Source organism: Streptomyces sp. NBC_00289 (assembly GCF_041435115.1).
GTDB lineage: Bacteria > Actinomycetota > Actinomycetes > Streptomycetales > Streptomycetaceae > Streptomyces.
Genome location: NZ_CP108046.1, coordinates 5,975,521 through 5,997,726, shown reverse-complemented (window position 1 = coordinate 5,997,726; position 22,206 = coordinate 5,975,521). Strand labels below are relative to the sequence as shown.

Genomic DNA, 22,206 nt, shown 5'->3' with positions numbered 1-22,206 from the left:
ACAACTGGCCTGGGGTTGTACCGAACCGTTGTGGCACTGATCACGAGCTGTGCCCGCCGCTGCGCCCGCCGCCGGTTCCGGCGACTCAGTCCGGCGCGACCGTGCCGTCCGTGAGGCCGTCGTACATCCCGCGCACGAGCTGCTCCCCGAGCCGGCCCGCGAGCCTGAGCGCCCGCTCGAACTCGTCGAGTGCGCGGAAGCGAGCGCCGTAGCGCCGCTGTTCGTCCAGCGGGACCCTGGGCAACTGGAGGCGGCGCACGTCGAGCCGGGTCGCGGTGGACGCGTAGCTGCTGGCCTGACGGTTGTTGGCGGTGCCGCGCAGGAAGCCGGCGAGGAACCACGGGTCGAGCGCCGTCGGATCGGGCCGCAGGAGCACGAGGTTGCGCCCGAGGGCCGCGCCTGCCGTGGCCTCGTCGATCACGCGCGCCATCGAGCCCCCGCCGAGCACCGGGACGACGACGTCGCCCGTCTCCGTGAGCACGGCCTCCTCGTCGCTCTCCGGGAGTGACCCGGAGGGATCGGTTCCGGTGAGGACGTCGCTGTCGGTGAGCACGGGCACACGCGCGGGGCCGCCGTTTCCGCCCGTGAGCATCACCAGGGCGGCCCCGCGCGCGAGTTCCCCGACGGTCGTCAGCGGCCGGCGTGCGAGTCGTACGGCGTCCGCGGGCGGCGGCGTGAGGTCGGTGATCCGGTGCAGGGTCTCGCCCAGGCGCTCGCGTACGGCCGTCAGCTGTTCGGCGCCCTCGGCCGCCGTCGCGGGCGGGAGGTGGCGGGCCGGGGCGAGGTCCACGTCGTCGTCGAGGAGTTCGATGACGGGCACCGAGCGGGCCAGGCCGGGCTGTTCGTCGAGCCGGCCCGCACGGTCGAAGGGACGCCACGCTCCGAGGACGGCGTCCCGCACGGCCCGCCAGTCGGGCCCGCCGCGTCCCTCGGTGGCGAACCGTCCCGCGTCGGCGAGCAGCACCTCGGGCTGCGCGGGCGCCTTCTCCGGCCGGCGCAGCACCCACAGGTGGAGCGGGATGTTGTACGGCGGCGCGGCGCCGACGGGCAGCGCGATGACGGCGCGCAGCGCGCCCCGGCGCAGCAGGTCGGCCCGGATACGGCGGCCGGAGCGGCGGGAGGCGGCGGCGGGCGGCATGAGGAGGACGGCGGTGCCACCGTCGGTGAGACGGGCGAGCGCGTGCTGCACCCAGGCCAGCTCGGACTCGGTACGGGCCGGGAAGCCGTACTCCCAGCGGGGGTCGTAGGCGAGTTCGTCGTGCCCCCAGTTGCGCTCGTTGAACGGCGGGTGGCACAGGACGGCCTCGGCGCGCAGCCGCGGGAACGCGTCGGCGCGCAGGGTGTCGCCGACGGCGCCGCGCACGGCGGCCGGGGCGTGCAGCGCGAGCCGGAGCGCGGCGAGTGCGGCGAGGTCGGGGGCGCTGTCCTGGGCGTAGAGCTCCTGGTGGGGGCGGGTGGTGACGGCGCGCAGCAGGGCGCCGGTGCCGCAGGCCGGGTCGAGGACGGTGCGGGCGGGGCCGGCCAGGTCGGCCATGAGTCCGGCGAGTTCGGCGGGGGTGAGGGTGTACTGGCGCGGGTTGGCATCGAGGTGCCGGCCGAGCAGGAACTCGAAGGTCCGCCGGGCGCCCAGCTCGGCGGCGAGTTCGGCGGCGCCGCGCAGGAGGGGGGCGGAGGGGAGGAGTTCGGGGCCGGTGGGGGCGTGAACAGCGGTTGGGGTGTGTCCGTGAACAGCGGTTGGGGTGTTCACAGCGCTTCGCCCGTTCACAGCGGCTCGGCTGTTCACAGCGGCAGGGTCGTGAACGGACGCAGGGTCGTGAACGGCAGCCGGGCTGTTCACGCCAGGGGCGCTGTTCACAGCGACCCCCGCGTTCCCCGTGGGTCCGGTGTGAACACTCCGCTCGCCGCGCACCGCCGACGACAGCGGCGCCACCGCCTCCGCCCCCGTCCCCGCCGTACCGAAACGTGGGGTCAGGACCTGCCGCAGGGCGGCGGGCAGCATCGCGGCGAGCCGCTCGTCGGAGCCGGCGCTCAGCTCGAGCCAGTCCGTGGGGCGGTCGTGGATCAGCAGCAGGACGCAGCCGACGTGGGTGAGGGCGGTGACCGGGCCCTCGGGGTGGCCGGCGAGTTGCTGCCAGACGCGTTCCCGCAGCGGGACTTCGGCCAGTTTCCCCTGGCGGCGCAGCCATGACTCGACCTCGGCGAGCGCGAAGGAGGGGCTGGTCTCGGTGCCGCCGACCGGTTTGGGGAAGTCGGCGTGCCGACGGCGCCAGTTGCTGACGGCAGCCCGTCCAACGCCGGCGAGCCGTGCGATTCCGGCGGCGGTGACCTCGGTCGCGTTGTCCTGCACGCGGCCCGCTCCCCTCATCCCGTACGGCGTTCCGCTTCGGGCATCCCGCGCGGGCATCCGTGTGTGACGCCGAGCATAGCGACGCACGCAAGATCTACCCATTCACGGCCGTGTACACAAGAGATGCCGTGAATCGTGTTGACTCGGTTCACAGGCTCTGGTGTGATTGACCCAGCGAACGGACGACCCACCGACTCGGCTGCGATCGCCGCCTTTTCGTCGCTGCTCGTTGTTCCTCGTTGTTCCTCGTTGTTCTATGTCGTTCCTCCTCACACCCCTCGCCTTCATCAAGGGATTGCCATGCGTCGCACCGCACTTGCCGCACTCTGCATCGCCGCCGCGGCCACCACGGGACTCACCGGCTGCCTGCCCGGCCAGGACAGCGCGGACAGCAAACGGAGCAAGCAGAGCACCTCCGACGATCCGGCCAAGAAGCAGGACCCCTTCGCCGGGCTCAGCGGTGGCGAGATAGCCGATCGGGCGGTCAAGGCCACCACCGGCGCCTCCTCGCTGCGCATGAAGGGTGATGTCGCCGACGGCGCCGACACGATCCGTCTCGACATGGCCGTGAACACGAAGGGCGAGTGCGCCGGCACCATGAGCATGGGCGGCCAGGGCGAAGCCGAGTTGATCAAGACCGGCGACACCGTCTACATGAAGTACGACGAGGCGTTCCTGCGCGCGCAGAGCAAGGGGGAGGCCAAGGCGGACGTCGACGCCGCCGTGACCCTGCTGGCCGGCAAGTGGACCAGGATGTCCGCGACGGGCAAGGACGCCAAGGACCTGGCGAGCTTCTGCGACCTGGACACGGTCCTCAGCGGCGCCGAGGACGTGAACTCGGACGCGACGCGCGGAAAGACCGGCACGGTGGACGGCACGCCCGCGATCATCCTGAACGAGAAGGACGGCAAGGACAGTTACACGCTGTACGTCGCCACGGAGGGCGAGCCGTATCTGCTGCGGGTCGTCGACCGGTCCGCGAAGGAGCCCGGCACCCTGACCTTCAGCGACTACGACAAGCCGGTGCCGGCCGAGAAGCCCGCCGGCGACATCCTGGACCTGGACGCGTTGGGCGGTTGAGCCGAGCCGCCCCGGGAGGCGCTCCGCCCGCTCACAGCGGGTGCCGCATCCACACGTTGGGCTCGACGTACACCGCGTATCCGCGTGCCGGTTCGCAGCGGACCGGTGCGAGCGCGCCGGGTACCTCGATGTCGCCCTCGGTGTCGAAGGGCAACCCCGTCCAGCGGCGCCACTGTTCGAGCGAGCCACAGATGGTCATGGATGCCGGGGCCACGGAGTCGATGGTGGCGCCGGCCCGGACGTGGACGCGCAGCCACGGGTCGTGCGGCAGACCGTCGGGGCGTACACGGTGGGCGTACTCCTCGATCGGTGCGTGCGGTTCGAGGTGCTTGGCGCTGGGGCGGACCGGCGCGACGACCTCGTGGAAGCCGTGGGTGCGGGCGTTGTCCCGCATCGCGGAGAGCATCCTGGCGGACAGTCCGCGGCCCTGGGCGTGCGGGGCGACGACGACCGAGATGGCGCTCACCGTGTCGGGTCGGACACCGTGACGCAGGTCGGAGAAGGCCCAGACGAGCACCTGGTCCCAGCCGCGGGCGGGCAGTTCGCCGCGATCCTCGGCGGTGAGGGCGAAGGGCACGCTGAAGGCATGGGCGACCACCTCGCCGCTCTCGTCCTCGGTGAACAGCACGTACTCGGGGAGTTCGGTGGCGATCCGCAGGTAGTGGGCGTTGCCCACGAGGTCCTGGATCGCGAACTCCGGCCAGCTGTCCGCCATGGAGACGACCTGCCCGAACATGTCGGGACGCTCCGCGAGACTCGACACCTTCCAGTCCATACGGCCACGGTAAGCGTGGGCGCGGTCGCCGGAAAGCGGTTGTCGCACACCTCCGCCGGCCACCCACCCGTTCCGGCTCGCCGCGTCACCGTTCGGCGCAGGCGGTCTCGGCCCGGTTCAACCCGCCCCCGTCCGTCTCCGTCCATCCCCGTCCGGCTCAGTCCGCGTGGAAGCGGGCCGGGGCCTCGGTCGGGTTGCCGCCGGTGGGGAGTTTCTGGCGGGGGCAGCCGGAGAGGACCTCTTTCATCGCGGCCCGCTCGGCGGAGGTCACCCACAGCCCGTACTTCTTCTTCACGGCGACCTGGGCGGCGACGTACGTGCACCGGTAGGCCTTGTTCGGCGGCAGCCACGTCGCCGTGTCACCGTCGCCCTTGCTGCGGTTGGTGCTCGCGTCGACGGCGATGAGGTTGAGGGGGTCGTTGGCGAGGGCTATGCGCTTGCCGGCGTCCCAGTACTTGGCGCCCTTCTGCCAGGCGTCGGAGAGGGCGACGACGTGGTCGATGTCGACCTGGCTGCGACCGCGCCTGTACGTCACCTCCTTGCCGGAGTACGGGTCCGGGTCGAGCGATCCGGAGGACACCTTGCACGTGCCGCCGGTGAACGTCACGTCCTCCAGGTCGCGCTTCAGGATGTCGTCGCGGGTGTCACAGCTGTTGGAGTCCGTGTCGGCCCAGGCGCTGCCGAACCTGTCCCGGTCGTAACCCGTCTTCGGCGCCCGGCCCTTGACCGTGAGCGACTCGGCGGCCGACAGGGCCGCGCCTCCCCCCTTGCCTCCCGCGGCGGTTTCCTCGGGGCCGGCGGACCCCAGGGTCTGGTCCGTGCAGCCGGCGACGGCGAACACCACGACGACAGCCACGGCTGCCCCGCCCCTCAGACGCATCACTGCGCGCCCCTCCCCTTGCTTCCCCGGCCCCGCCCGGCGCGGGCGGATTTCTCCTGGCCCCACCGTAGCGGCGGAGAGGTCCAGACCATATCGAGCCTTAAAGGGCATCCATCGCAAGTGACGCGTATCGTCGTCCGTGAGTCACCTCCGGAAGGAGCTCTGGATGGGCATCCTCGACAAACTCAAGCACCAGGTGAAGGGCAGCAAGGGCAAGCAGATGTCCGACACCGCGGAACAGAAGGCCAACGAGAGAACGGGCAACAAGTACGAGAGCCAGGTCGACGACGGGCAGCAACGGATCGAGGGCTCGCTCGGCATGGACCGCGACAGGCCCGAACAGCCGTAAGGCCCGAGGAGCCCGTACGGCCCCGAACAGCCGTAAGGCCGGAGACTCACGGAGCCCAGGCCGACGGCTCAGCCGTCAGGCGTGGGCCCGCCGAACGACCGTGACGTACAGGCCGTCCGCGGAGGACTTTCTCCCGCGGACGGCTTCGGCGGGTACGTCGGGGCCGGGAACGCGCTACGACCCCAGGATCGACACCAGGAACTCCCCCACCCAGCCCAGCAACTCCCGCCCGACCAGCGGCTTCCCGCCCACCTTCGCGGTCTTCGGGCGGGGCACCAGCACCTGGTGGGCCGTCGGCTTGATGACGGTTCCCGGGTAGAGCCGCTTCAGCCGCAGCTCCTGGGACTCCCTCAACTCCACTGGCGCGAAGCGGATGTTGTTGCCCTGGAGGACGACCTCGCCCACGCCGCACGCGCGCGCGAGCATGCGCAGGCCGGCGACCAGGAGCAGGTTCTCCACCGGCTCGGGCAACTGGCCGTAGCGGTCGACGAGTTCCTCGCGTACGGCCTTGACGTCCTCCTCCGTGTTGGCGGAGGCGATGGCACGGTAGGCCTGCAGGCGCAGCCGCTCGCCGGGCGCGTAGTCGTGCGGGACGTGCGCGTCGACAGGAAGCTCGATCTTGACCTCGAGCGGCGGCTCCTCCTCGACCCCGCCCTCCAGGGAGGCCCGGTAGTCCGCGACGGCCTCGCCGACCATCCGGACGTACAGGTCGAAGCCGACGCCGGCGATGTGGCCGGACTGCTCGCCGCCGAGGAGGTTGCCGGCGCCGCGGATCTCCAGGTCCTTCATCGCCACGTACATGCCCGCGCCCATCTCGGTGTGCTGGGCGATGGTCGCGAGCCGCTCGTGGGCGGTCTCCGTGAGGGGCTTCTCCGGGGGGTACAGGAAGTAGGCGTAGCCGCGCTCCCTGCCCCGGCCCACCCGGCCGCGCAGCTGGTGCAGCTGGGAGAGGCCGAAGTTGTCGCCGCGCTCCACGATCAGGGTGTTCGCGTTGGAGATGTCGATGCCGGACTCGACGATCGTGGTCGACACCAGGACGTCGAACTTCTTCTCCCAGAAGTCGACGACCACCTGTTCCAGCGCCTGTTCGGACATCTGGCCGTGGGCGGTGGCGATGCGGGCCTCGGGGACGATCTCGCGCAGGCGGGCCGCCGCGCGGTCGATGGACTCGACGCGGTTGTGGATGTAGAAGACCTGGCCCTCGCGCAGCAGTTCGCGGCGGATGGCGGCGCCGATCTGCTTCTGCTCGTACGGGCCGACGAAGGTGAGCACCGGGTGGCGCTCCTCCGGCGGGGTGGTGATCGTGGACATCTCACGGATCCCGGTGACCGCCATCTCCAGGGTTCTGGGGATCGGGGTCGCGGACATGGTCAGGACGTCGACGTTGGCGCGCAGTTTCTTCAGCTGTTCCTTGTGCTCGACGCCGAAGCGCTGCTCCTCGTCGACGATGACCAGGCCCAGGTCCTTGAACTTGGTCTCGGAGGAGAACAGGCGGTGGGTGCCGATGACGACGTCCACCGAGCCCTCCCGCAGGCCCTCCAGCGTCGCCTTCGCCTCCGTGTCGGTCTGGAAGCGGCTCAGTGCCCGTACCTTCACCGGGAACTGCGAGTACCGCTCGCCGAACGTGCCGAAGTGCTGCTGCACCAGCAGGGTCGTCGGCACGAGCACGGCGACCTGCTTGCCGTCCTGGACGGCCTTGAAGGCGGCCCGGACCGCGATCTCCGTCTTGCCGTAGCCGACGTCGCCGCAGATCAGCCGGTCCATCGGGACCGTCTTCTCCATGTCGTCCTTGACCTCGGCGATCGTGGTGAGCTGGTCGGGGGTCTCCACGTACGGGAAGGCGTCCTCCAGCTCGCGCTGCCACGGTGTGTCGGGGCCGAAGGCGTGGCCGGGCGCCGCCATCCGCGCGCTGTACAGCCTGATCAGGTCGGCGGCGATCTCCTTGACGGCCTTCTTGGCGCGCGCCTTCGTCTTCGTCCAGTCGGCGCCGCCCAGGCGGTGCATGGTCGGGGCCTCGCCGCCGACGTACTTGGTGATCTGCTCCAGCTGGTCGGTGGGGATGTAGAGGCGGTCGCCGGGCTGGCCGCGCTTGGCGGGGGCGTACTCCACCACGAGGTACTCGCGGGTCGCGCCCTGGACGGTGCGCTGCACCATCTCGATGTAGCGGCCGACGCCGTGCTGCTCGTGGACGATGTAGTCGCCGGTCTCCAGGGTGAGCGGGTCGATGGTCTTGCGGCGGCGGGCGGGCATGCGGGCGCCGTCCTTGCCGGCCGCCTTCTGGCCGGAGAGGTCGGTCTCCGTCAGCACGGCCAGCTTCAGCGCCGGGTCCACGAAGCCGTAGTCGATCGAGCCGCACGCCACGTGCACGACGGCGGGGGCGATCTCCCCGAGGTCCGCGTCGAGGCGGGCCGCGATGCCCTCGGTGCCGAGCACCTCGGCCGTACGGGCGGCCGGGCCGTGGCCCTCGGTGACGTACACCGTGCGCCAGCCGTCGGCGAGCCAGCCCTTGGTGTCGGCCAGCGCCTTCGCCGTGTCGCCGCGGTACGACTCCGGCGCGTGCATGCCGAGCTTGAGGGTGTCGCCGTCGAGCGCGTCGAGTTCGTCGTCCGCCGCGAACGGCGACACCGACCACCACATCATGTCCAGCTCGCGGGCCCGGTCACGGACGTCCGCGATGGCCCACAGGGAGGCCGCGCCGACGTCGATCGGTGCCTCGCCGCCGCCCGCGGTGGCCGCCCAGGAGGCCTGCAGGAACTCCTGGCTCGTCGCCACGAGGTCCGACGCGCGCGTGCGCACCCGCTCCGGATCGCACACGACGGTCATGGCGCCCTTGGGCAGCACGTCCAGGAGCAGTTCCATGTCGTCGACCAGGACCGGGGCCAGGGACTCCATGCCCTCCACGGCGATGCCCTCGGCGATCTTGCCGAGCAGCTCGCCGAGTTCCGGATGCTGCTCGGCGAGGGCGGCCGCGCGGCCGCGCACGTCGTCGGTGAGCAGCAGTTCGCGGCAGGGCGGCGCCCACAGGCCGTGGTCGGCGACCTCCAGGGAACGCTGGTCGGCCACCTTGAAGTAGCGGATCTCCTCGACGTCGTCGCCCCAGAACTCGACGCGCAGCGGATGTTCCTCGGTGGGCGGGAAGACGTCCAGGATGCCGCCTCGTACGGCGAACTCGCCACGCTTCTCGACGAGCTCCACGCGCGCGTACGCGGCGGCGGCGAGGGCCTCCACGATCTCGTTCAGGTCGGCCGTCTGCCCGGTGGCGAGGGCCACCGGCTCCAGGTCGCCGAGGCCCTTGACCTGCGGCTGGAGAACGGATCGCACGGGGGCGACCACGACGGAGACCGGGCCGGTCTCGGGGTCGTCGGCGCGGGGGTGGGCCAGGCGGCGCAGCACGGCCAGGCGGCGGCCGACGGTGTCGCTGCGCGGGCTGAGGCGCTCGTGCGGGAGGGTCTCCCAGGACGGGTACTCCGCGACGCCCTCGGACGGCAGCAGGGTGCGCAGGGCCGCGGCCAGGTCCTCGGCCTCACGGCCGGTCGCCGTCACGGCGAGCACGGTGCGGCCGGTCTCGCGGGCGAGGGCGGCGACCGCGAAGGGGCGGGCCGCGGCGGGGCCGACCAGGTCGACGTGCATGCGGTTGCCGTCGGCGGCGGCGGTGATCGCCTCGGCGAGGGCGGTGTCCTTGACGACGGCGTCGAGCAGACCGTGCAGGCTCATTCGGGGCGGCTTTCGTCCGGGGGGTGGGCAACACGAATCGCCCGACGCGCGCTGCGGGCCGGGGGTACCCCCAGCCTACGACGGCTCGCTCGCGTCCGTCGGGCCTGTGGACAACGCCCGCCCCGGGTCGGCGGTGAGGCGGGGGCCGCCGGCCGCCACGGGCGGGGGAACAGCGGTGAGCCCGGCGCCGAGAAGTCCCCCGTGACTTCTCGGCGCCGGGCCCTTTCCCCCGCGCATCGGCTGCCGGTCCCCGCGGCCCCCACCCGCGACGGCTACCGCCCCCGTGCCCCCGTTCCTTGCGTCCCCCGTCCCCGGGGTCCCCGTCCCCCGGCCGCCGTTCCCGGGATCCCCGTCCCCCCGGCCGCCGTTCCCGGGATCCCCGTCCCCCCGGCCGCCGTTCCCGGGATCCCCGTCCCCCCGGCCGCCGTTCCCGGGATCCCCGGCCCCCGTCCCCGGGGTCCCTCGGCCCCCCGGCCCCCGGCCCCGGGGTCCCCCGGCCCCCGTTCCCCCGGCCCCCGTTCCTGGCGGCGGCGTGCCGCCGGGTCCCTCCGGCGACCGGCCGCCCGGTCGACCAGGCGGCCGGCAAGGCGGTCGATCGGCCGCTACTCCGTGGCGATCGCGTTCAGTACGTTCATCCGGCCCGCCCGGAACGCCGGGACCAGTGCCGCGAACAGTCCTACGAACGCCGACCCGATGAAGACCCCGATGATCGTCGGCCAGGGAATGTCGAGGACGGTCAGGCCCTCCAGGGCGAGCAGCTTCTGGGCCGTCGCTCCCCAGCCCATTCCGAGGCCGAGTCCCAGCAGGGCGCCGAAGAGGGCGATCACCACCGACTCCATGCGGATCATCCGGCGCAGCTGGCGGCGCGAGAGGCCGATCGCCCGCATCAGGCCGATCTCCCGGGTCCGCTCCACCACCGACAGCGCCAGCGTGTTCACCACACCGAGCACCGCGACGATGATCGCGAGGGCCAGCAGGCCGTAGATCATGTTGAGCAGCTGGCCGATCTGGTCCTTGAGGGCCTCCTTGTAGTCCGTCTGGTCGCGGACGGTGTACTGCGGGTAGTCGTGCAGCGCCGACTTCAGCGAGGTGTAGGCGGCGTCCTGCTGTCCGTCCTTAGCGGTGGCGAAGACCAGCACGTCCAGCGGCATCCGGTCGGCCGGGACGTACTTCGACACGGTGGTGATCGACGCGTACATCGCGCCCTTGTCGATCACGGCGTCGTCGCTGGTGATGGCGCGGACCGTGAGCGAGGCCTTCGTGCCGTCCTTGAAGGCGACGCCGACCTTGGAGCCGATCCTGATGTCGTGCTTCTCGGCGAAGCCCTCGAAGACCGACATCGAGTCGGGCCGGTAGGCGTCGGCCAGCTCGCCCCGCACCGTCTCGGTCCGCAGGTCCTGTGCGTACGTCGGGTCGGCCGCGTTGATCGTCTCGCTCTTGGACGTCTTGCCGTCGGGGGTGGTGAGGTCGGCGTCGAGCACCTTGTACTCGGTGACCCGCTCCAGCCCCTTGGTCGACTTCACGGCCTTGACCGCCTGCGAGGTGATCACCTGCCCGCTGTCGGACTGGATGATGAAGTCCGTGCCCACGGTCTTGTCGAGCTGTCCCGTGGCCGAGGCGACCATCGAGGAGCCGACCACCGACAGACAGGCGACCAGTGCCAGGCCGATCATGAGGGCGGCGCCGGTGGCGCCGGTGCGGCGCGGGTTGCGCAGGGCGTTGCGCTCGGCCATCCGTCCGACCGGTCCGAAGGCCCGCAGCAGTACGGCGCCCAGGACGCGCACCACACCGCCCGCGAGCAGCGGTCCGATGACCACGAAGCCGATCAGGGACAGCACCACGCCCAGGCCCAGCCACATCGAGCCCTCGCTCGCCGTGTCCGCGGTGGTGGCCACGTAGAGCCCGAAGCCGCCGCCGACGGTGAGGACCGTGCCCAGCACCCCGCGGATCCAGCCGGCCTTCGCCCCGGCGGGGGCGCCGGCGTCGCGCAGCGCGGCCATCGGGGAGACCTTGCCGGCGCGCCGGGCCGGCAGGTAGGCGGCCAGGACGGTGACGACGATGCCCAGCACCAGGCCGACCACGGGGGTGGTCCAGGCGACGGTGAGGTCGTCGGTCGAGAGGTTCATGCCCGTCATGCCCATGAGCTTCATCAGGCCGATCGCGATACCGACCCCCGCGCCGACCCCGAGGACGGATCCGAAGAACCCGAGGAGCAGGGCCTCGGCCAGCACGGAGCGGTTGACCTGCTTGCGGCTGGAGCCGATGGCCCGCATCAGGCCGATCTCCCGCGTGCGCTGGGCGACCAGCATCGAGAAGGTGTTGATGATCAGGAAGATGCCGACGAGGAAGGCGATTCCGGCGAAGCCGAGCATCGCGTACTTCATGACGTTCATGAAGCCCTCGACGTCCTGCTGGTTGGCGTCGGCGGTCTCCTTGGCGGTCTGCACCTTGTAGCCGGTGCCGATCTCGGCGGCGACGTTCTTCTTCAGCACGGCGTCGGTCACCCCGGCCGCGGCCGTGACGTTGACGTTCGTGTAGACGCCCGACTCGCCGACCAGCGTCCGCTGGGCCGTCCCGGTGTCGAGGTAGAAGATCGCGGCACCGGGGTTGGTGACGGTGAAGGTGGCGATGCCGGAGATCTTCGCGGTGTGGGTGCCGACCGCGCTGATCACGCCGATCTCGTCACCGAGCCCGAGGTGGTGCTTGTCGGCGGTGTCCGCGTCGATCATGATCTGGCCGGAGCCCTCGGGCGCCGTACCGGAGGTGATCTTCATGGTGCGGGCGTCGTTGCCGTTCCAGCTGCCCACGATGGTGGGGGCGCCGCTGGAGGGCGACAGGTTGTCCTTGTCGGCGTCGACGACGGTCACCGAGGTGGAGAAGACGGTCCCCTCCGCCGACTTCACCCCGTCGGCCTTGCGCACGGTGTCGAGCACGGCGGCCGGCATGACCGGCGGCTTGCCGTTGCCGGAGGTGGTCTCGCCGGTGTCCGAGGCGCCCTTGGCGCTGACCGTCACGTCGGACGAGGTGGCCGCGAAGAGTTTGTCGAAGGTGGTCCCCATGGTGTCGGTGAAGACCAGCGTGCCGCACACGAACGCCACCGACAGCATGACCGCCACGGCCGACAGGGCCATGCGTCCCTTGTGCGCGAAGAAGTTGCGCATCGAGGTCTTGAGCACGGTCATGACGTACGCCCCCGGGCGTCGAAGTCCTTCATGCGGTCGAGGACCGTGTCGGCGGTCGGCTTGTACATCTCGTCGACGATCCGGCCGTCGGCGAGGTACAGCACGCGGTCCGCGTAGGAGGCGGCCACCGGGTCGTGGGTGACCATGACGATGGTCTGCCCGAGGTCGTCCACGGACCGGCGCAGGAAGCCCAGGACCTCGGCGCCGGCGCGCGAGTCGAGGTTTCCGGTCGGCTCGTCGCCGAAGATGATCTCCGGCCGGGCGGCGAGGGCGCGGGCCACCGCGACCCGCTGCTGCTGGCCGCCGGAGAGCTGGTTGGGCCGGTGGCGCAGCCGCTCCCTGAGGCCGACGGTGTCGACGACCTGGTCCAGCCAGGCCCGGTCCGGCTTGCGGCCCGCGATGTCCATGGGCAGCGTGATGTTCTCGAGCGCGTTGAGCGTCGGGAGCAGGTTGAACGCCTGGAAGATGAAGCCGATCCGGTCCCGGCGCAGCTTCGTGAGCTTCTTGTCCTTCAGCCCGGTGATCTCGGTGTCGTCCAGGTAGATCTGACCGCTCGTCACGGTGTCGAGCCCGGCGAGGCAGTGCATCAGGGTGGACTTGCCGGACCCCGAGGGGCCCATGATCGCGGTGAACTGGCCGCGGACGATGTCCACGTCGACGTGGTCGAGGGCGACGACACGGGTCTCCCCGGACCCGTACGCCTTCACGACCTGCCGTGCCCGTGCGGCAACGGCCGTACGCCCTCCAGTGCCCCCGTGCCTGGGAATGGTCACAGCCGATGTCACGGTATGTCTCCTATATCGGTCAGCAGATGGAACGTGCGTGTGCACGGTGCGTGCGCGCTGTGCGTACGCACTTCCGGTGGTGCGAAGTCCGGTGGTGCGAAGTCCGGTGAAGCGGTGAGCGGTCCGTCGTCTTCGTCCCGCTCACGTCGTGCTCACGTCGTTGAGTCTGGCGGCTGCGGGGGGTCCGGCGCGCTGGTGCTCAGCGCAGTCTTCTGCTGGGGAAAACCCCACCCCCGTGAGTCAGGTCCGCACCCCTCGGCGGCGTAAAGCCAGGTTAAGGACGGCCCCCGCCCCTTCTCCTCCTCCGGCGGTACGAACCCTCCCCGAGCCGTAGGACGGAGGTACCCCTAGGGGCAGTCCACCTTCGGGTGGAGCCGATCTCGGGGTCGCCTCCACCGTCCGGCCCGGTCAGGCTCCACCCTCCCGTCGCGTCAGGGGCAAGTGGGAAGCTGTCCTGCGGCAGATGGATGCAGGGGGAAGGAATCCGCGTGGGCGACACCGCACCCGCGATACAGGAGGCCGCGCGGAGTACCGGACCGGAGAGGCGTGGCGCCGTCGTCGCGGCGCTGATGCTCGCGATGGCGCTGGCGGCACTCGACTCCACCATCGTGTCCACCGCCGTCCCGCAGATCGTCGGCGACCTGGGCGGCTTCTCCGTCTTCTCCTGGCTCTTCTCGGGCTATCTGCTGGCCGTGACCGTGACCCTGCCGGTGTACGGCAAGCTGTCCGACACCTTCGGCCGCAAACCGGTGCTGGTCATCGGCGCGGTCGTCTTCCTGCTCGGCTCGCTGCTGTGTGCCGTGGCCTGGAACATGGGCGCGCTGATCGCCTTCCGGGTGGTGCAGGGGCTGGGCGGCGGGGCGTTGCAGGGCACGGTGCAGACCCTGGCGGCGGACCTGTATCCGCTGCGGGAACGCCCGAAGATCCAGTCCAGGCTGTCCACGGTGTGGGCGGTGTCCGCGATCGCCGGACCGGGCATCGGCGGGATGCTGGCGGCGTACGCGGACTGGCGCTGGATCTTCCTCGTGAACCTGCCGATCGGCGCGGTCGCGCTGTGGCTGATCGTCCGGCACCTGCACGAGCCGGAGCGGGCGCGGCCCGCCGGCCGTCCGCGGGTCGACTGGGCGGGGGCGCTCGCGGTGTTCGCGTGCGGCGGCGTCCTGATCACGGCCCTGGTGCAGGGCGGGGTGGCCTGGCCGTGGCTGTCGGCGCCCTCGCTGGCCCTGTTCGGTACGGGGCTCGCCCTTGCGGCGCTCGTCGTGCTGGTCGAGCGCCGGGCGGCCGAACCCATCATCCCGGGCTGGGTGTGGCGCCGCCGTACGATCGCCGCGGTCAACCTCGCGCTCGGCGCGCTGGGGCTGTTGATGGTGGCACCGTCGGTCTTCCTGCCCACGTACGCCCAGTCGGTCCTCGGCCTGGCTCCCGTGGCCGCCGGGTTCGTCCTGTCGGTGTGGACGCTGAGCTGGCCAGTGTCGGCGGCGCTGAGCCAGCACGTGTACCGGCGGATCGGCTTCCGCAACACGGCGATGCTGGGCATCGGCGCGGCCGCCCTGATCCTGCTGGCGTTCCCGTTCCTGCCGTATCCGGGAGCGGCCTGGCAACCCGCCCTGCTGATGCTGCTGTTGGGCGGGGCGCTGGGACTGTTCCAGCTGCCGCTGATCGTCGGTGTCCAGTCCACGGTGGTCTGGGCAGAGCGCGGCACGACGACGGCGTCCGTCCTGTTCTGCCGTCAGACCGGCCAGACCATCGGGGCCTCGGTGTTCGGCGCGATCGCCAACGGCGTGCTGGCGGCGCGGCTGGGCGGCGCGAGCGACCTGGACTCGGTGACCCACGCCCTGGACGCCGGCACCGCCCCGGAGTCCACCCGCCGGGCGATCGCGGAGGCGGTCCACGCGGTCTACCTGGGCGCGGCGGGCGCGGCCGTCCTGGCCTTCCTGGTGCTCCTGGTGTGGGCGCCCCGCAGGTTTCCCGTCCTCAAGGAGTGAGGGTTCAGGGAGCGCACGTCGCGGGGCGGGCCGCCGTTCACCTGGCCCGCCGGAACCAGTCCGTCGACTCCGGCAGGGACAACAGGACGATCGCCGGCAGCCCGAACAGGACGCGCAGGGCCGCGTCGAGGAAGGCGGCCGGCTCGTCGGCCCGGGCGACCGCGCCGAGGGAGCCGGCGACGACGAAGCCGAGCAGCAGACAGGTCGCGAGCCGTACGCCGTGCCGCGCGCTGCCGTCGTAGGTCAGGGCGAGCAGCGCGCACACCCAGACCAGCAGCCAGGGCGCCATCAGTTGGCCGAGTCCGCGGGAGTTCAGGGTCTCCGACAGGGTCAGCACGACGACGAGGCCGGTGAACGCGAAAGCGTGCACGACGAGTTGCGCCCCACGCACGGTTGCCGGCATCACGAACCCGGTCACTCCGGCGGCGTCTGGCGCGTCTGTCGCGTCGGTGGCGTCAGTCATCGGTCGGTCCCCCGGTCAATCCCCCGCGACCGCCCCTCGGCGGCCGACGCCGTATGGTACCCAGCCGCCCGCGCCGCCTCTGCGTCATTGTTTTCCTGACATACGGGCTTCAAGTACAGGAGGGGACAAAGGCGACGTCACGTCCGCCGCGAGGGGGCGGCCAACGCGCCCCGGCCGGACGGCGGTTGGGTGATTGAGCGACCAAAGGTCGGAGTTAACGCGGGTAACACCCGAGGTCAGCGCAGCGAGCGCCTACCGACCGATCAGTTTGGTGAAACCCTCGCGCAACCACGAACCGGCGAGTAACGTGCGTGACTCCGCTCACCCACCCCCCACCTCCCTGCGGTCCGCCGTGCCGGACCCGAGCCACGCAAGGAGCACCGGGATGTCCTACGACACGTCCCCGTCGTACCCGTATCCGGAACGTCCGCCACGCCACGCGTCACCGTCCTACGACACCTATCCGTGGCAACCGCCCGCCCCGCCCGAGCCGTCCCCGCGGCGCACCGCGCACCACGCCCCGCTCGGGCACCACAGCGACCTGCGCGTGCTGCGCACCGCGTACCGGTGGCAGCGGCGCGTGGCCACGTTCACCGCGCTGGGCTACTTCACGCTCTTCCTGGTGCTGTCCGCGTTCGCCCCGTCGGTGATGTCGACGACCGTCACCGACGGCCTGCCCACCGGCCTGCTGCTCGCCCTGATCCAACTGCCCGTCACCTGGCTGGCCGTGATCCTGTACGAGCACACCGCCCGCCGCCGCGTCGACCCCATCGCGGACCGCATCCGCAAGCAGTCCCAACTGGACGCGAAGCGTGAGGCGGTGCGGCGATGACGGGATTCAGCGACTCGGCGCAGGCGATGTCCCTGGTGGGGTTCTCCGCCATCGCCACCATCACGCTCCTGCTGTGCGTGATGACCGGCCCGGACCGCGACGACCTCGACGAGTTCTACACCGGCTACGGCTCCCTGTCCCCCCTGCGCAACGGCCTGGCCATCGGCGGCGACTACATCTCGGCGGCGTCGGTGCTGGGCACCGGCGGAGTGATCGCGCTGTGCGGTTACGACGGGGTCGTGCTGGCCCTCAGTACGGCGCTGTCGCTGATGCTGCTGATGTTCCTGCTGGCCGAACCCCTGCGCAACGCGGGCCGGTTCACCATGGGCGACGCGCTGACCCGACGGATGCCGGGACGTTCGGTGCGCATCGCCGCGTGCGGGGTGACCCTCGCCGCGCTGCTGCCGCTGATGCTGGTGCAGCTCGCGGGCACCGGCCAGTTGGTGGCGTTCATCCTCGGCTTCTCCGGCGACTCGCTGAAGACCGGCTGCATCATCGGCCTGGGCATCCTGATGATCAGCTACGCGGCCATCGGCGGCATGAAGGGCACCGCCCTCATCCAGATCCTGAAGATCGTCATGCTGCTCGGCTCGGGCATCGGGGTCGCCGTGCTGATCCTGCACAGATTCGACTGGGACCCGGGCGCGCTGTTCGACGCGGCGGCGAAGCAGAGTGGTGTGGGCTCGGCCTTCCTCCACTCGGGCATCGAGTTCGCGGGCGGGCCGAACCCCCGCATCGACATGATCACGGCCCAGTTGTCCGTGGTGCTCGGCGGCGGCTGTCTGCCGCACGTCACCATGCGCATGTACACCGCCTCCAGCGCCCGCCAGGTGCGCCGCTCGATGTCCTGGGCGGTGTCCTCCGTGGTCCTGTTCGTGCTCGTCATCACGGTCGTCGGGTTCGGTGCCACCGCGCTCATCGGGCGGGCGGTCATCGCGCAGGCGGACCCGCAGGGCAACACGGCCTACCTCCTCGGCTCCCGGGCCGCCTTCGGCGCGGACGTCTCGACCGCGGAGTCCCTCCTGTTCACCACGGTCACCACGGCGATCTTCCTCACGCTGCTCGCCTCCGTCGCCGGCATGATCCTCGCCTGCGCCAACTCCCTGGCCCACGACGTCTTCGCGGCCCGCGTGCAGGACATGTCGGCCCGCCGCGAGATGACACTGGCCCGGCTGTCGGCGCTGGCCGTCGGCATCCCGGCGATCGTGCTCGCGACACTGGTCCAGCACCGCAGCCTGCAACCGCTGGTGACGCTGTCCTTCTGCCTGGGCGCCTCGGCCATCGCGCCCGCCCTCGTCTACAGCCTCTTCTGGCGCCGCTACACCCGGGCCGGCCTGCTGTGCACCCTGATCGGCGGCTCGCTCACGGTCCTGCTCCTGATGCCGGGCACGAACCTCGTCTCCGGCTCCCCCGCCTCAGCCTTCCCCGAGGCCGACTTCAACTGGTTCCCCTTCACCACCACCGGCCTGGTGTCCATCCCGGCCGGCTTCGCCTTCGGCTGGCTCGGCACGGTGGCCTCCGGCCGGAGGAAGTCGGAGGAACAGCGGAAGCAGTACGAAGCGGTGGAGGGGTGGATTCTGGCGGGCGCGGTCCGGAAGGGGCGGTGACGGGCGGCGCGTGAGGTGACGGCCCCGGGGGCCACGACCGTCCGCGAGGGCGGTGAAGAGGTGCCGGGCTCGCGCTCGGTGCCGGGTCACACGGACGGGCGGCTCACTCCTGTGAGGCCGCCCGTCCCGTCAGGGCCGTCAGACTGTTCCGTACGTTGTCCATGTGCGCGCGCACGTCGTCCCACCGCTCGCCGTGCTCCCGCAGCACCCGCTCGGTCTCCCGCACGATCCGCTCCTCCCGCACCCGCGCCTCGGCCACCACCTCCGCGGCCCGCTCCCGGGCGTCCTCCTGCCGTTGCCGCACCGCGGCCTCCGCCTCGGCGAACGCCTGCTTCGCCTCGGACAGACCCGCCTCCGCGCGCGCCACCCGTTCGGCGTGCCGTGCGTCCAGCGCGGCCGCGCGCTCCTCGGCCTCCCGCTCGGCCTCGGCCCATCGCTCCGCGTGCTCCTTGGCCTGCTCGGCCAGCATTGCCGTGGTGCGCTGCCGTACCTCGCGCAGCGCGGCCAGCGACTCCCCGCGGCTCTCCTTCACCTCGAGTCGAGCCGCGATCCGGATCTCGTCGGCCTCGGCGCGCGCCGCGAGCAGCCGCTGCCTCGCGCGGTCGTCGGCCTCGGCAAGGACGGCGTCCGCGTGCGTCCGCGCGTCCTGCTCCCCCTCGGCCGCGCGCGCCTGCGCCTCGCCCACCAGCCGCCGCGCCTCCTCGCGGGCGCCGTCCCGGACGGCCGCGGCCTCCTCCTGCCCGAGCGCGAAGAGCTGCCGCGCGCGTTCCCCGAGCGCCTCGTACGTCTGCGGGGCCAGCCGTGCCACGGTCTCCCGCAGCTCCACCACCTCGGCCTCCATCTGCCGGGCGAGGACGGTGAGACGGGCCGCCCGCTCCCACGCGGCGTCACGGTTCCGGGAGAGCGCCGCGGCGTACGCCTCGACCTGGTCGGGACGGTAGCCGCGGCCCCGTGCCGCCACGAAGTCGCGGGTCGAGACCGGTGCGCTGTTCATCCTGGAATCCCTTTCCGCCGAACGGACGCGAAAATAATGATTTCGCGCATATCCTGATGTATCGAGCGGAAATGTTCATAACGCGACACTCCGTGCGCAGGTTACGGGCGCCGAGGACATGCGAAAGGGCCGGACCCGATCTCACGACCGGGCCCGGCCCTTCGCGACACGCGTGTCACGGCACGGTCGCCCCACACACGCGGTGCCGGCGACGACGTGTCACCTCACAGCAGTCCGTCCCACATCTGCTCCAGCAACACCGACCACCAGCTCTCCGGCGAACCGAGCGCCGCCGGGTCCAGGGACACGAGCTGCGCCTGGAAGTCGACGGTCCAGCGGCCCGCCTGTTCCTGGTTCAGGCCGAACCGCAGCCGCCACATCCGGCCCAGCAGCGCGAGGCAGCGCTGGAACTCGGGCAGTCCCGTGTTCACGAACTGCGGCGGTACGGGAGCACCGCCCGGCCCCGCCTCCACGGGCACGGCCACGATGTTCGCGGTGCCGTACTGCACGCAGAGCGCCCGTCCGAAGTCGCTGCCCATCACGAGGTACGAGCCCGCGTCCGGCGCCGGCTGCACCCCGCGCTCCTGCGCCAGCTCCGCCAGCGTGGGCACCGGACGTCCCGGCTGGGCCTGCGCCCAGAAGAACGGGCCCATGTCCATCGGCAGTCCCGCCACCACCAGCGAGTGCGCCACGACCGGCGGCACACCCTGCCGGGAGACGGCGGCCTGCTCGAACCGGAAGACCCCCGGCCCGAACGCGCCCGCCACCTCCTGTGCGACACCCTCCGGCGGAATCGGCGGCGCCGACTGCACCTGCGGCAACGGCGCACGCACCGGGGCGGAGCGTGCGGGACCGTCGGCCACCTGGTGCAACTCGCCCTGGTGCGCCAACAGTTGCCGCATGCCCTGCTGCCGGCTCGCGTGGTCCGTTCCGTACGGCGCGATGCTCGCGAGCCGCGCCTGCGGCCACTGCTCCCGGATCATCCGCGCGCAGTACGCGCCGGGCAGCTCGCACGACTCCAGCTCCGTGTGCAGTTCGAGCACCTGGTTCGGCGGAACGTTCATCGCGCGCAGCTCGTGGAAGATCTGCCACTCCGGGTGCGGCGTCCCCGGCGCCGAACGCCGGATCAGCTGCTGCTCGGAACCGTCCTGCGCGCGGAAGCGCAGCACGGCCTGGTATCCCGGTCCGACCGTCGGCTGCCCCTGCGGGTACCCGTACGCGGGCGGCTGCTGCCCGGGCCCGGGCTGCCCCGGCAGCGGCTGACCGGGCGGCGGCATCGCACCCGGCGGCACGACACCGGGCGGCGGCATCGCGCCGGCGCCGGGCGCCATCGGCTGAGAGCCGCCCGGAGCACCCGGAGCACCCGGAGCGTGCGGCGGCGGGGGAGCGCCGGGGCCGACCACCGGGGGCGCGGCCAGCACGGTCTCCGCGTGGTGAACGGCACCCTGCGCGCCCCCCGCGGAGCCCTGCGGGCCGGGAGGCCGAGGTGTGCCCGGGGCGCCGGGAGACTGCGGCGCGCGGGGCGCGCCAGGCATACCCGGAGCGCTCGGCGGAGGCGGCGCACCCGTGCGACCGGGGTCGGCGAACACGGTGGCGGCGTGATCCACCTCACCCGACGGCGTACCGCCGGGCGGGTTCGGCGCACCGGGGGCGCGGGGCGCGTCCGGCGCCGGGGCACCCGCGGGGCCGGCCGGTGTCGCAGGACCGTCGGGACCGAGCGCCGACACGAGCTGGGTGGGCACGTAGCCACCGGCCGGTGCGCCCGGCGCACCGGGTCCGGCCGGCGGAGGGACGTTGCCCGGCCGCGCGCCAGGGGCTCCCGGAGCACCCGGCGGAGGCGGAACGGCGCCCGCGCCACGCGCCCGGCGCGGCTGAGGCGCCGCCTTGCTCGTCGCGGCGTCGGCGATGTCCCCGGCGTCCGGCGAAAGCGACCGCCCCGGCGCACCGGGACCGCCCGGAAGCGAGGACGCACCCGATCCCTGCGGACCGCCCGGAGGCGGCGAAGGAAGCGAGGACGCAACCGGCCCCCGCGGGCCCCCCGGAGGCGGCGGAGGCGAAGACGCGTTCGGACCCTGCGGATAGCCGTACGACGACGGAGACGGCGCACCCTGCGCACCGGCCTGCCCCGGAGACGGCGGAGGCGAACCCGCACCCGAGCCCTGCGGATAACCCGGAGGCGGCGGAGGTGAGGACGCACCCGAGCCCTGCGGATAGCCGTACGACGACACACTCGACGGAGAGGGCGCGCCCTGCGGTCCACCCGGGAACGGGGCACCCGGAGCGGCGGCCGCGCCGACCCCCTGCGGATAGCCGTACGAGGACGCCCCGGCCGGAGGCGAGGACGGCAACGGACCGCCGCCCGGCGCACCCGGGGCACCCGGAACACCCGGTGCACCCGGAGCACCTGGCGCCCCCGAGGCCCCAGCCACCCCAGGGCCACCGGGACCTTGCCGGCCTCCGGGTCCGTGCCCCTGGCCGGCGCCCGGCCCCTGCGCCGCCGGCGCGTTCGGCGCCGCCGGCGCGTTCGGGTCGAATGCCGGAGCGACCGCGGTCGGGGGAAGTTGGCTGCCGCCCGAGATCAGGGCCGTCTTGGCGTCGGCCAGGCCCGCGGGCGGCGGGGTCTCGTCGTCACCGCTCAGCGGCGGCGCGAACACGGTCGCGGGCAGCGGTACGGAGCGGTCCTCGCCGGCGTCGCCGTTGGTGTCGGTCCCGGCCCAGGGAGCGGCCCCGGAAGGCGCACCGGACCCGGCGGCCGCGGCGGGCACGCCCGCCTGCGTCTGCGGCAGCGAGTCCCCGGCGGGGGAGGCACCCGGCCCGTCACCCCGCCGGTCCGGAATGCCCAGCTTGTCCGCCGCCTCCTGCAGCCACTCCGGCGGACTCAGCAGGAACGACGTCTGGTTCAGATCGACCCGGGCCGAAGACGCCGGCGCCGGCTCGTCCGCGGGGTCCGGGCGGCCGTACTCCTCCTCGTACCGGCGAATCACCTCGCCCACCGGCAGCGCGGGCCACAGCGTCGCCTCGCCGCTGTCGCGGGCGAGCACCAGCCGCTGCGCACCCCCGTCCGACCGCGGCCCCTCCGCCCGGTCCTCGGCCCAGACCACGAAGCCGAGGCCGAACTCCCGCACCCGCACCTCGCGATGCTGGTACGAGGGCACATCCCCGTTGATCCATTCCTCGGCGCGCTCCTGCGCCTGCGCGAAGGTCACCATCGTC

14 protein-coding genes are annotated in these 22,206 nt (G+C 72.4%); 5 read left to right on the top strand and 9 right to left on the bottom strand.

Annotated features, from left to right (window positions below; all coding sequences use genetic code 11):
• Positions 1-85: 85 nt before the first annotated feature.
• Positions 86-2,347: an N-6 DNA methylase gene (locus OG985_RS27200; RefSeq protein ID WP_371670962.1), complete on the bottom strand. Its 2,262-nt coding sequence runs from the start codon at positions 2,345-2,347 to the stop codon at positions 86-88.
• A gap of 300 nt (positions 2,348-2,647) precedes the next feature.
• Here OG985_RS27200 and OG985_RS27195 point away from each other — a divergent pair, with 300 nt between their 5' ends.
• Positions 2,648-3,427 carry a hypothetical protein gene (locus OG985_RS27195; protein ID WP_371670961.1) on the top strand — a complete coding sequence of 260 codons (780 nt, stop codon included), beginning with the start codon at positions 2,648-2,650 and terminating at the stop codon, positions 3,425-3,427.
• Between the two features lie 31 nt (positions 3,428-3,458).
• Here OG985_RS27195 and OG985_RS27190 read toward each other — a convergent pair whose 3' ends face one another.
• Together OG985_RS27190 and OG985_RS27185 are read right to left on the bottom strand one after the other, a co-directional pair.
• Entirely contained in the window at positions 3,459-4,202 is a 744-nt protein-coding gene (locus OG985_RS27190; protein WP_371670960.1) for a GNAT family N-acetyltransferase, read from the bottom strand.
• Positions 4,203-4,359: 157 nt separating this feature from the next.
• On the bottom strand, positions 4,360-5,082 hold the full coding sequence (locus tag OG985_RS27185; RefSeq protein ID WP_371670959.1) for an HNH endonuclease family protein: 723 nt from the start codon (positions 5,080-5,082) through the stop codon (positions 4,360-4,362).
• Between the two features lie 166 nt (positions 5,083-5,248).
• Between OG985_RS27185 and OG985_RS27180 the strand changes: the two genes are divergently transcribed.
• Positions 5,249-5,431, top strand: coding sequence for an Rv0909 family putative TA system antitoxin (locus tag OG985_RS27180; protein WP_371670958.1), 183 nt, complete (start codon positions 5,249-5,251; stop codon positions 5,429-5,431).
• A gap of 174 nt (positions 5,432-5,605) precedes the next feature.
• On the opposite strand, the gene mfd is transcribed toward OG985_RS27180, so the two are convergent.
• The 3 genes from mfd to OG985_RS27165 form a co-directional block, all read right to left on the bottom strand.
• Positions 5,606-9,145 carry a transcription-repair coupling factor gene (gene mfd, locus OG985_RS27175; RefSeq protein ID WP_371670957.1) on the bottom strand — a complete coding sequence of 1,180 codons (3,540 nt, stop codon included), beginning with the start codon at positions 9,143-9,145 and terminating at the stop codon, positions 5,606-5,608.
• Between the two features lie 602 nt (positions 9,146-9,747).
• On the bottom strand, positions 9,748-12,327 hold the full coding sequence (locus OG985_RS27170) for an ABC transporter permease (protein ID WP_371670956.1): 2,580 nt from the start codon (positions 12,325-12,327) through the stop codon (positions 9,748-9,750).
• On the bottom strand, positions 12,324-13,112 hold the full coding sequence (locus OG985_RS27165) for an ABC transporter ATP-binding protein (protein ID WP_371670955.1): 789 nt from the start codon (positions 13,110-13,112) through the stop codon (positions 12,324-12,326). Before OG985_RS27165 ends, OG985_RS27170 begins: the two co-directional genes overlap by 4 nt.
• Before the next feature lie 488 nt (positions 13,113-13,600).
• Between OG985_RS27165 and OG985_RS27160 the strand changes: the two genes are divergently transcribed.
• Positions 13,601-15,097: an MFS transporter gene (locus tag OG985_RS27160; protein WP_371670954.1), complete on the top strand. Its 1,497-nt coding sequence runs from the start codon at positions 13,601-13,603 to the stop codon at positions 15,095-15,097.
• 37 nt (positions 15,098-15,134) lie between these two features.
• Here the strand turns inward: OG985_RS27160 and OG985_RS27155 are convergent, their stop codons facing one another.
• Entirely contained in the window at positions 15,135-15,560 is a 426-nt protein-coding gene (locus OG985_RS27155) for a hypothetical protein (protein WP_371670953.1), read from the bottom strand.
• Positions 15,561-15,945: 385 nt separating this feature from the next.
• Here OG985_RS27155 and OG985_RS27150 point away from each other — a divergent pair, with 385 nt between their 5' ends.
• Positions 15,946-16,392, top strand: a complete 447-nt coding sequence (locus OG985_RS27150) for a DUF485 domain-containing protein (RefSeq protein WP_371670952.1) — start codon at positions 15,946-15,948, stop codon at positions 16,390-16,392.
• Entirely contained in the window at positions 16,389-17,999 is a 1,611-nt protein-coding gene (locus OG985_RS27145; RefSeq protein WP_371670951.1) for a cation acetate symporter, read from the top strand. The genes OG985_RS27150 and OG985_RS27145 overlap by 4 nt, the downstream gene beginning before the upstream one ends.
• Before the next feature lie 103 nt (positions 18,000-18,102).
• Here the strand turns inward: OG985_RS27145 and OG985_RS27140 are convergent, their stop codons facing one another.
• Positions 18,103-18,993 carry a cellulose-binding protein gene (locus OG985_RS27140; protein WP_371670950.1) on the bottom strand — a complete coding sequence of 297 codons (891 nt, stop codon included), beginning with the start codon at positions 18,991-18,993 and terminating at the stop codon, positions 18,103-18,105.
• A 224-nt stretch (positions 18,994-19,217) separates the two neighbouring features.
• On the bottom strand, positions 19,218-22,202 hold the full coding sequence (locus OG985_RS27135) for an SUKH-4 family immunity protein (RefSeq protein WP_371674506.1): 2,985 nt from the start codon (positions 22,200-22,202) through the stop codon (positions 19,218-19,220).
• Positions 22,203-22,206 lie beyond the last annotated feature (4 nt).

What these genes read in the sequence shown, in the direction of transcription:
- OG985_RS27195 (WP_371670961.1), top strand. Translation starts at nt 2,648, where the DNA reads ATGCGTCGCACCGCACTTGCCGCACTCTGCATCGCCGCCGCGGCCACC.
- OG985_RS27190 (WP_371670960.1), bottom strand. Translation starts at nt 4,202, where the DNA reads ATGGACTGGAAGGTGTCGAGTCTCGCGGAGCGTCCCGACATGTTCGGG.
- OG985_RS27185 (WP_371670959.1), bottom strand. Translation starts at nt 5,082, where the DNA reads ATGCGTCTGAGGGGCGGGGCAGCCGTGGCTGTCGTCGTGGTGTTCGCC.
- OG985_RS27180 (WP_371670958.1), top strand. Translation starts at nt 5,249, where the DNA reads ATGGGCATCCTCGACAAACTCAAGCACCAGGTGAAGGGCAGCAAGGGC.
- mfd (WP_371670957.1), bottom strand. Translation starts at nt 9,145, where the DNA reads ATGAGCCTGCACGGTCTGCTCGACGCCGTCGTCAAGGACACCGCCCTC.
- OG985_RS27170 (WP_371670956.1), bottom strand. Translation starts at nt 12,327, where the DNA reads ATGACCGTGCTCAAGACCTCGATGCGCAACTTCTTCGCGCACAAGGGA.
- OG985_RS27155 (WP_371670953.1), bottom strand. Translation starts at nt 15,560, where the DNA reads ATGACTGACGCCACCGACGCGACAGACGCGCCAGACGCCGCCGGAGTG.
- OG985_RS27150 (WP_371670952.1), top strand. Translation starts at nt 15,946, where the DNA reads ATGTCCTACGACACGTCCCCGTCGTACCCGTATCCGGAACGTCCGCCA.
- OG985_RS27145 (WP_371670951.1), top strand. Translation starts at nt 16,389, where the DNA reads ATGACGGGATTCAGCGACTCGGCGCAGGCGATGTCCCTGGTGGGGTTC.
- OG985_RS27140 (WP_371670950.1), bottom strand. Translation starts at nt 18,993, where the DNA reads ATGAACAGCGCACCGGTCTCGACCCGCGACTTCGTGGCGGCACGGGGC.
- OG985_RS27135 (WP_371674506.1), bottom strand. Translation starts at nt 22,202, where the DNA reads ATGGTGACCTTCGCGCAGGCGCAGGAGCGCGCCGAGGAATGGATCAAC.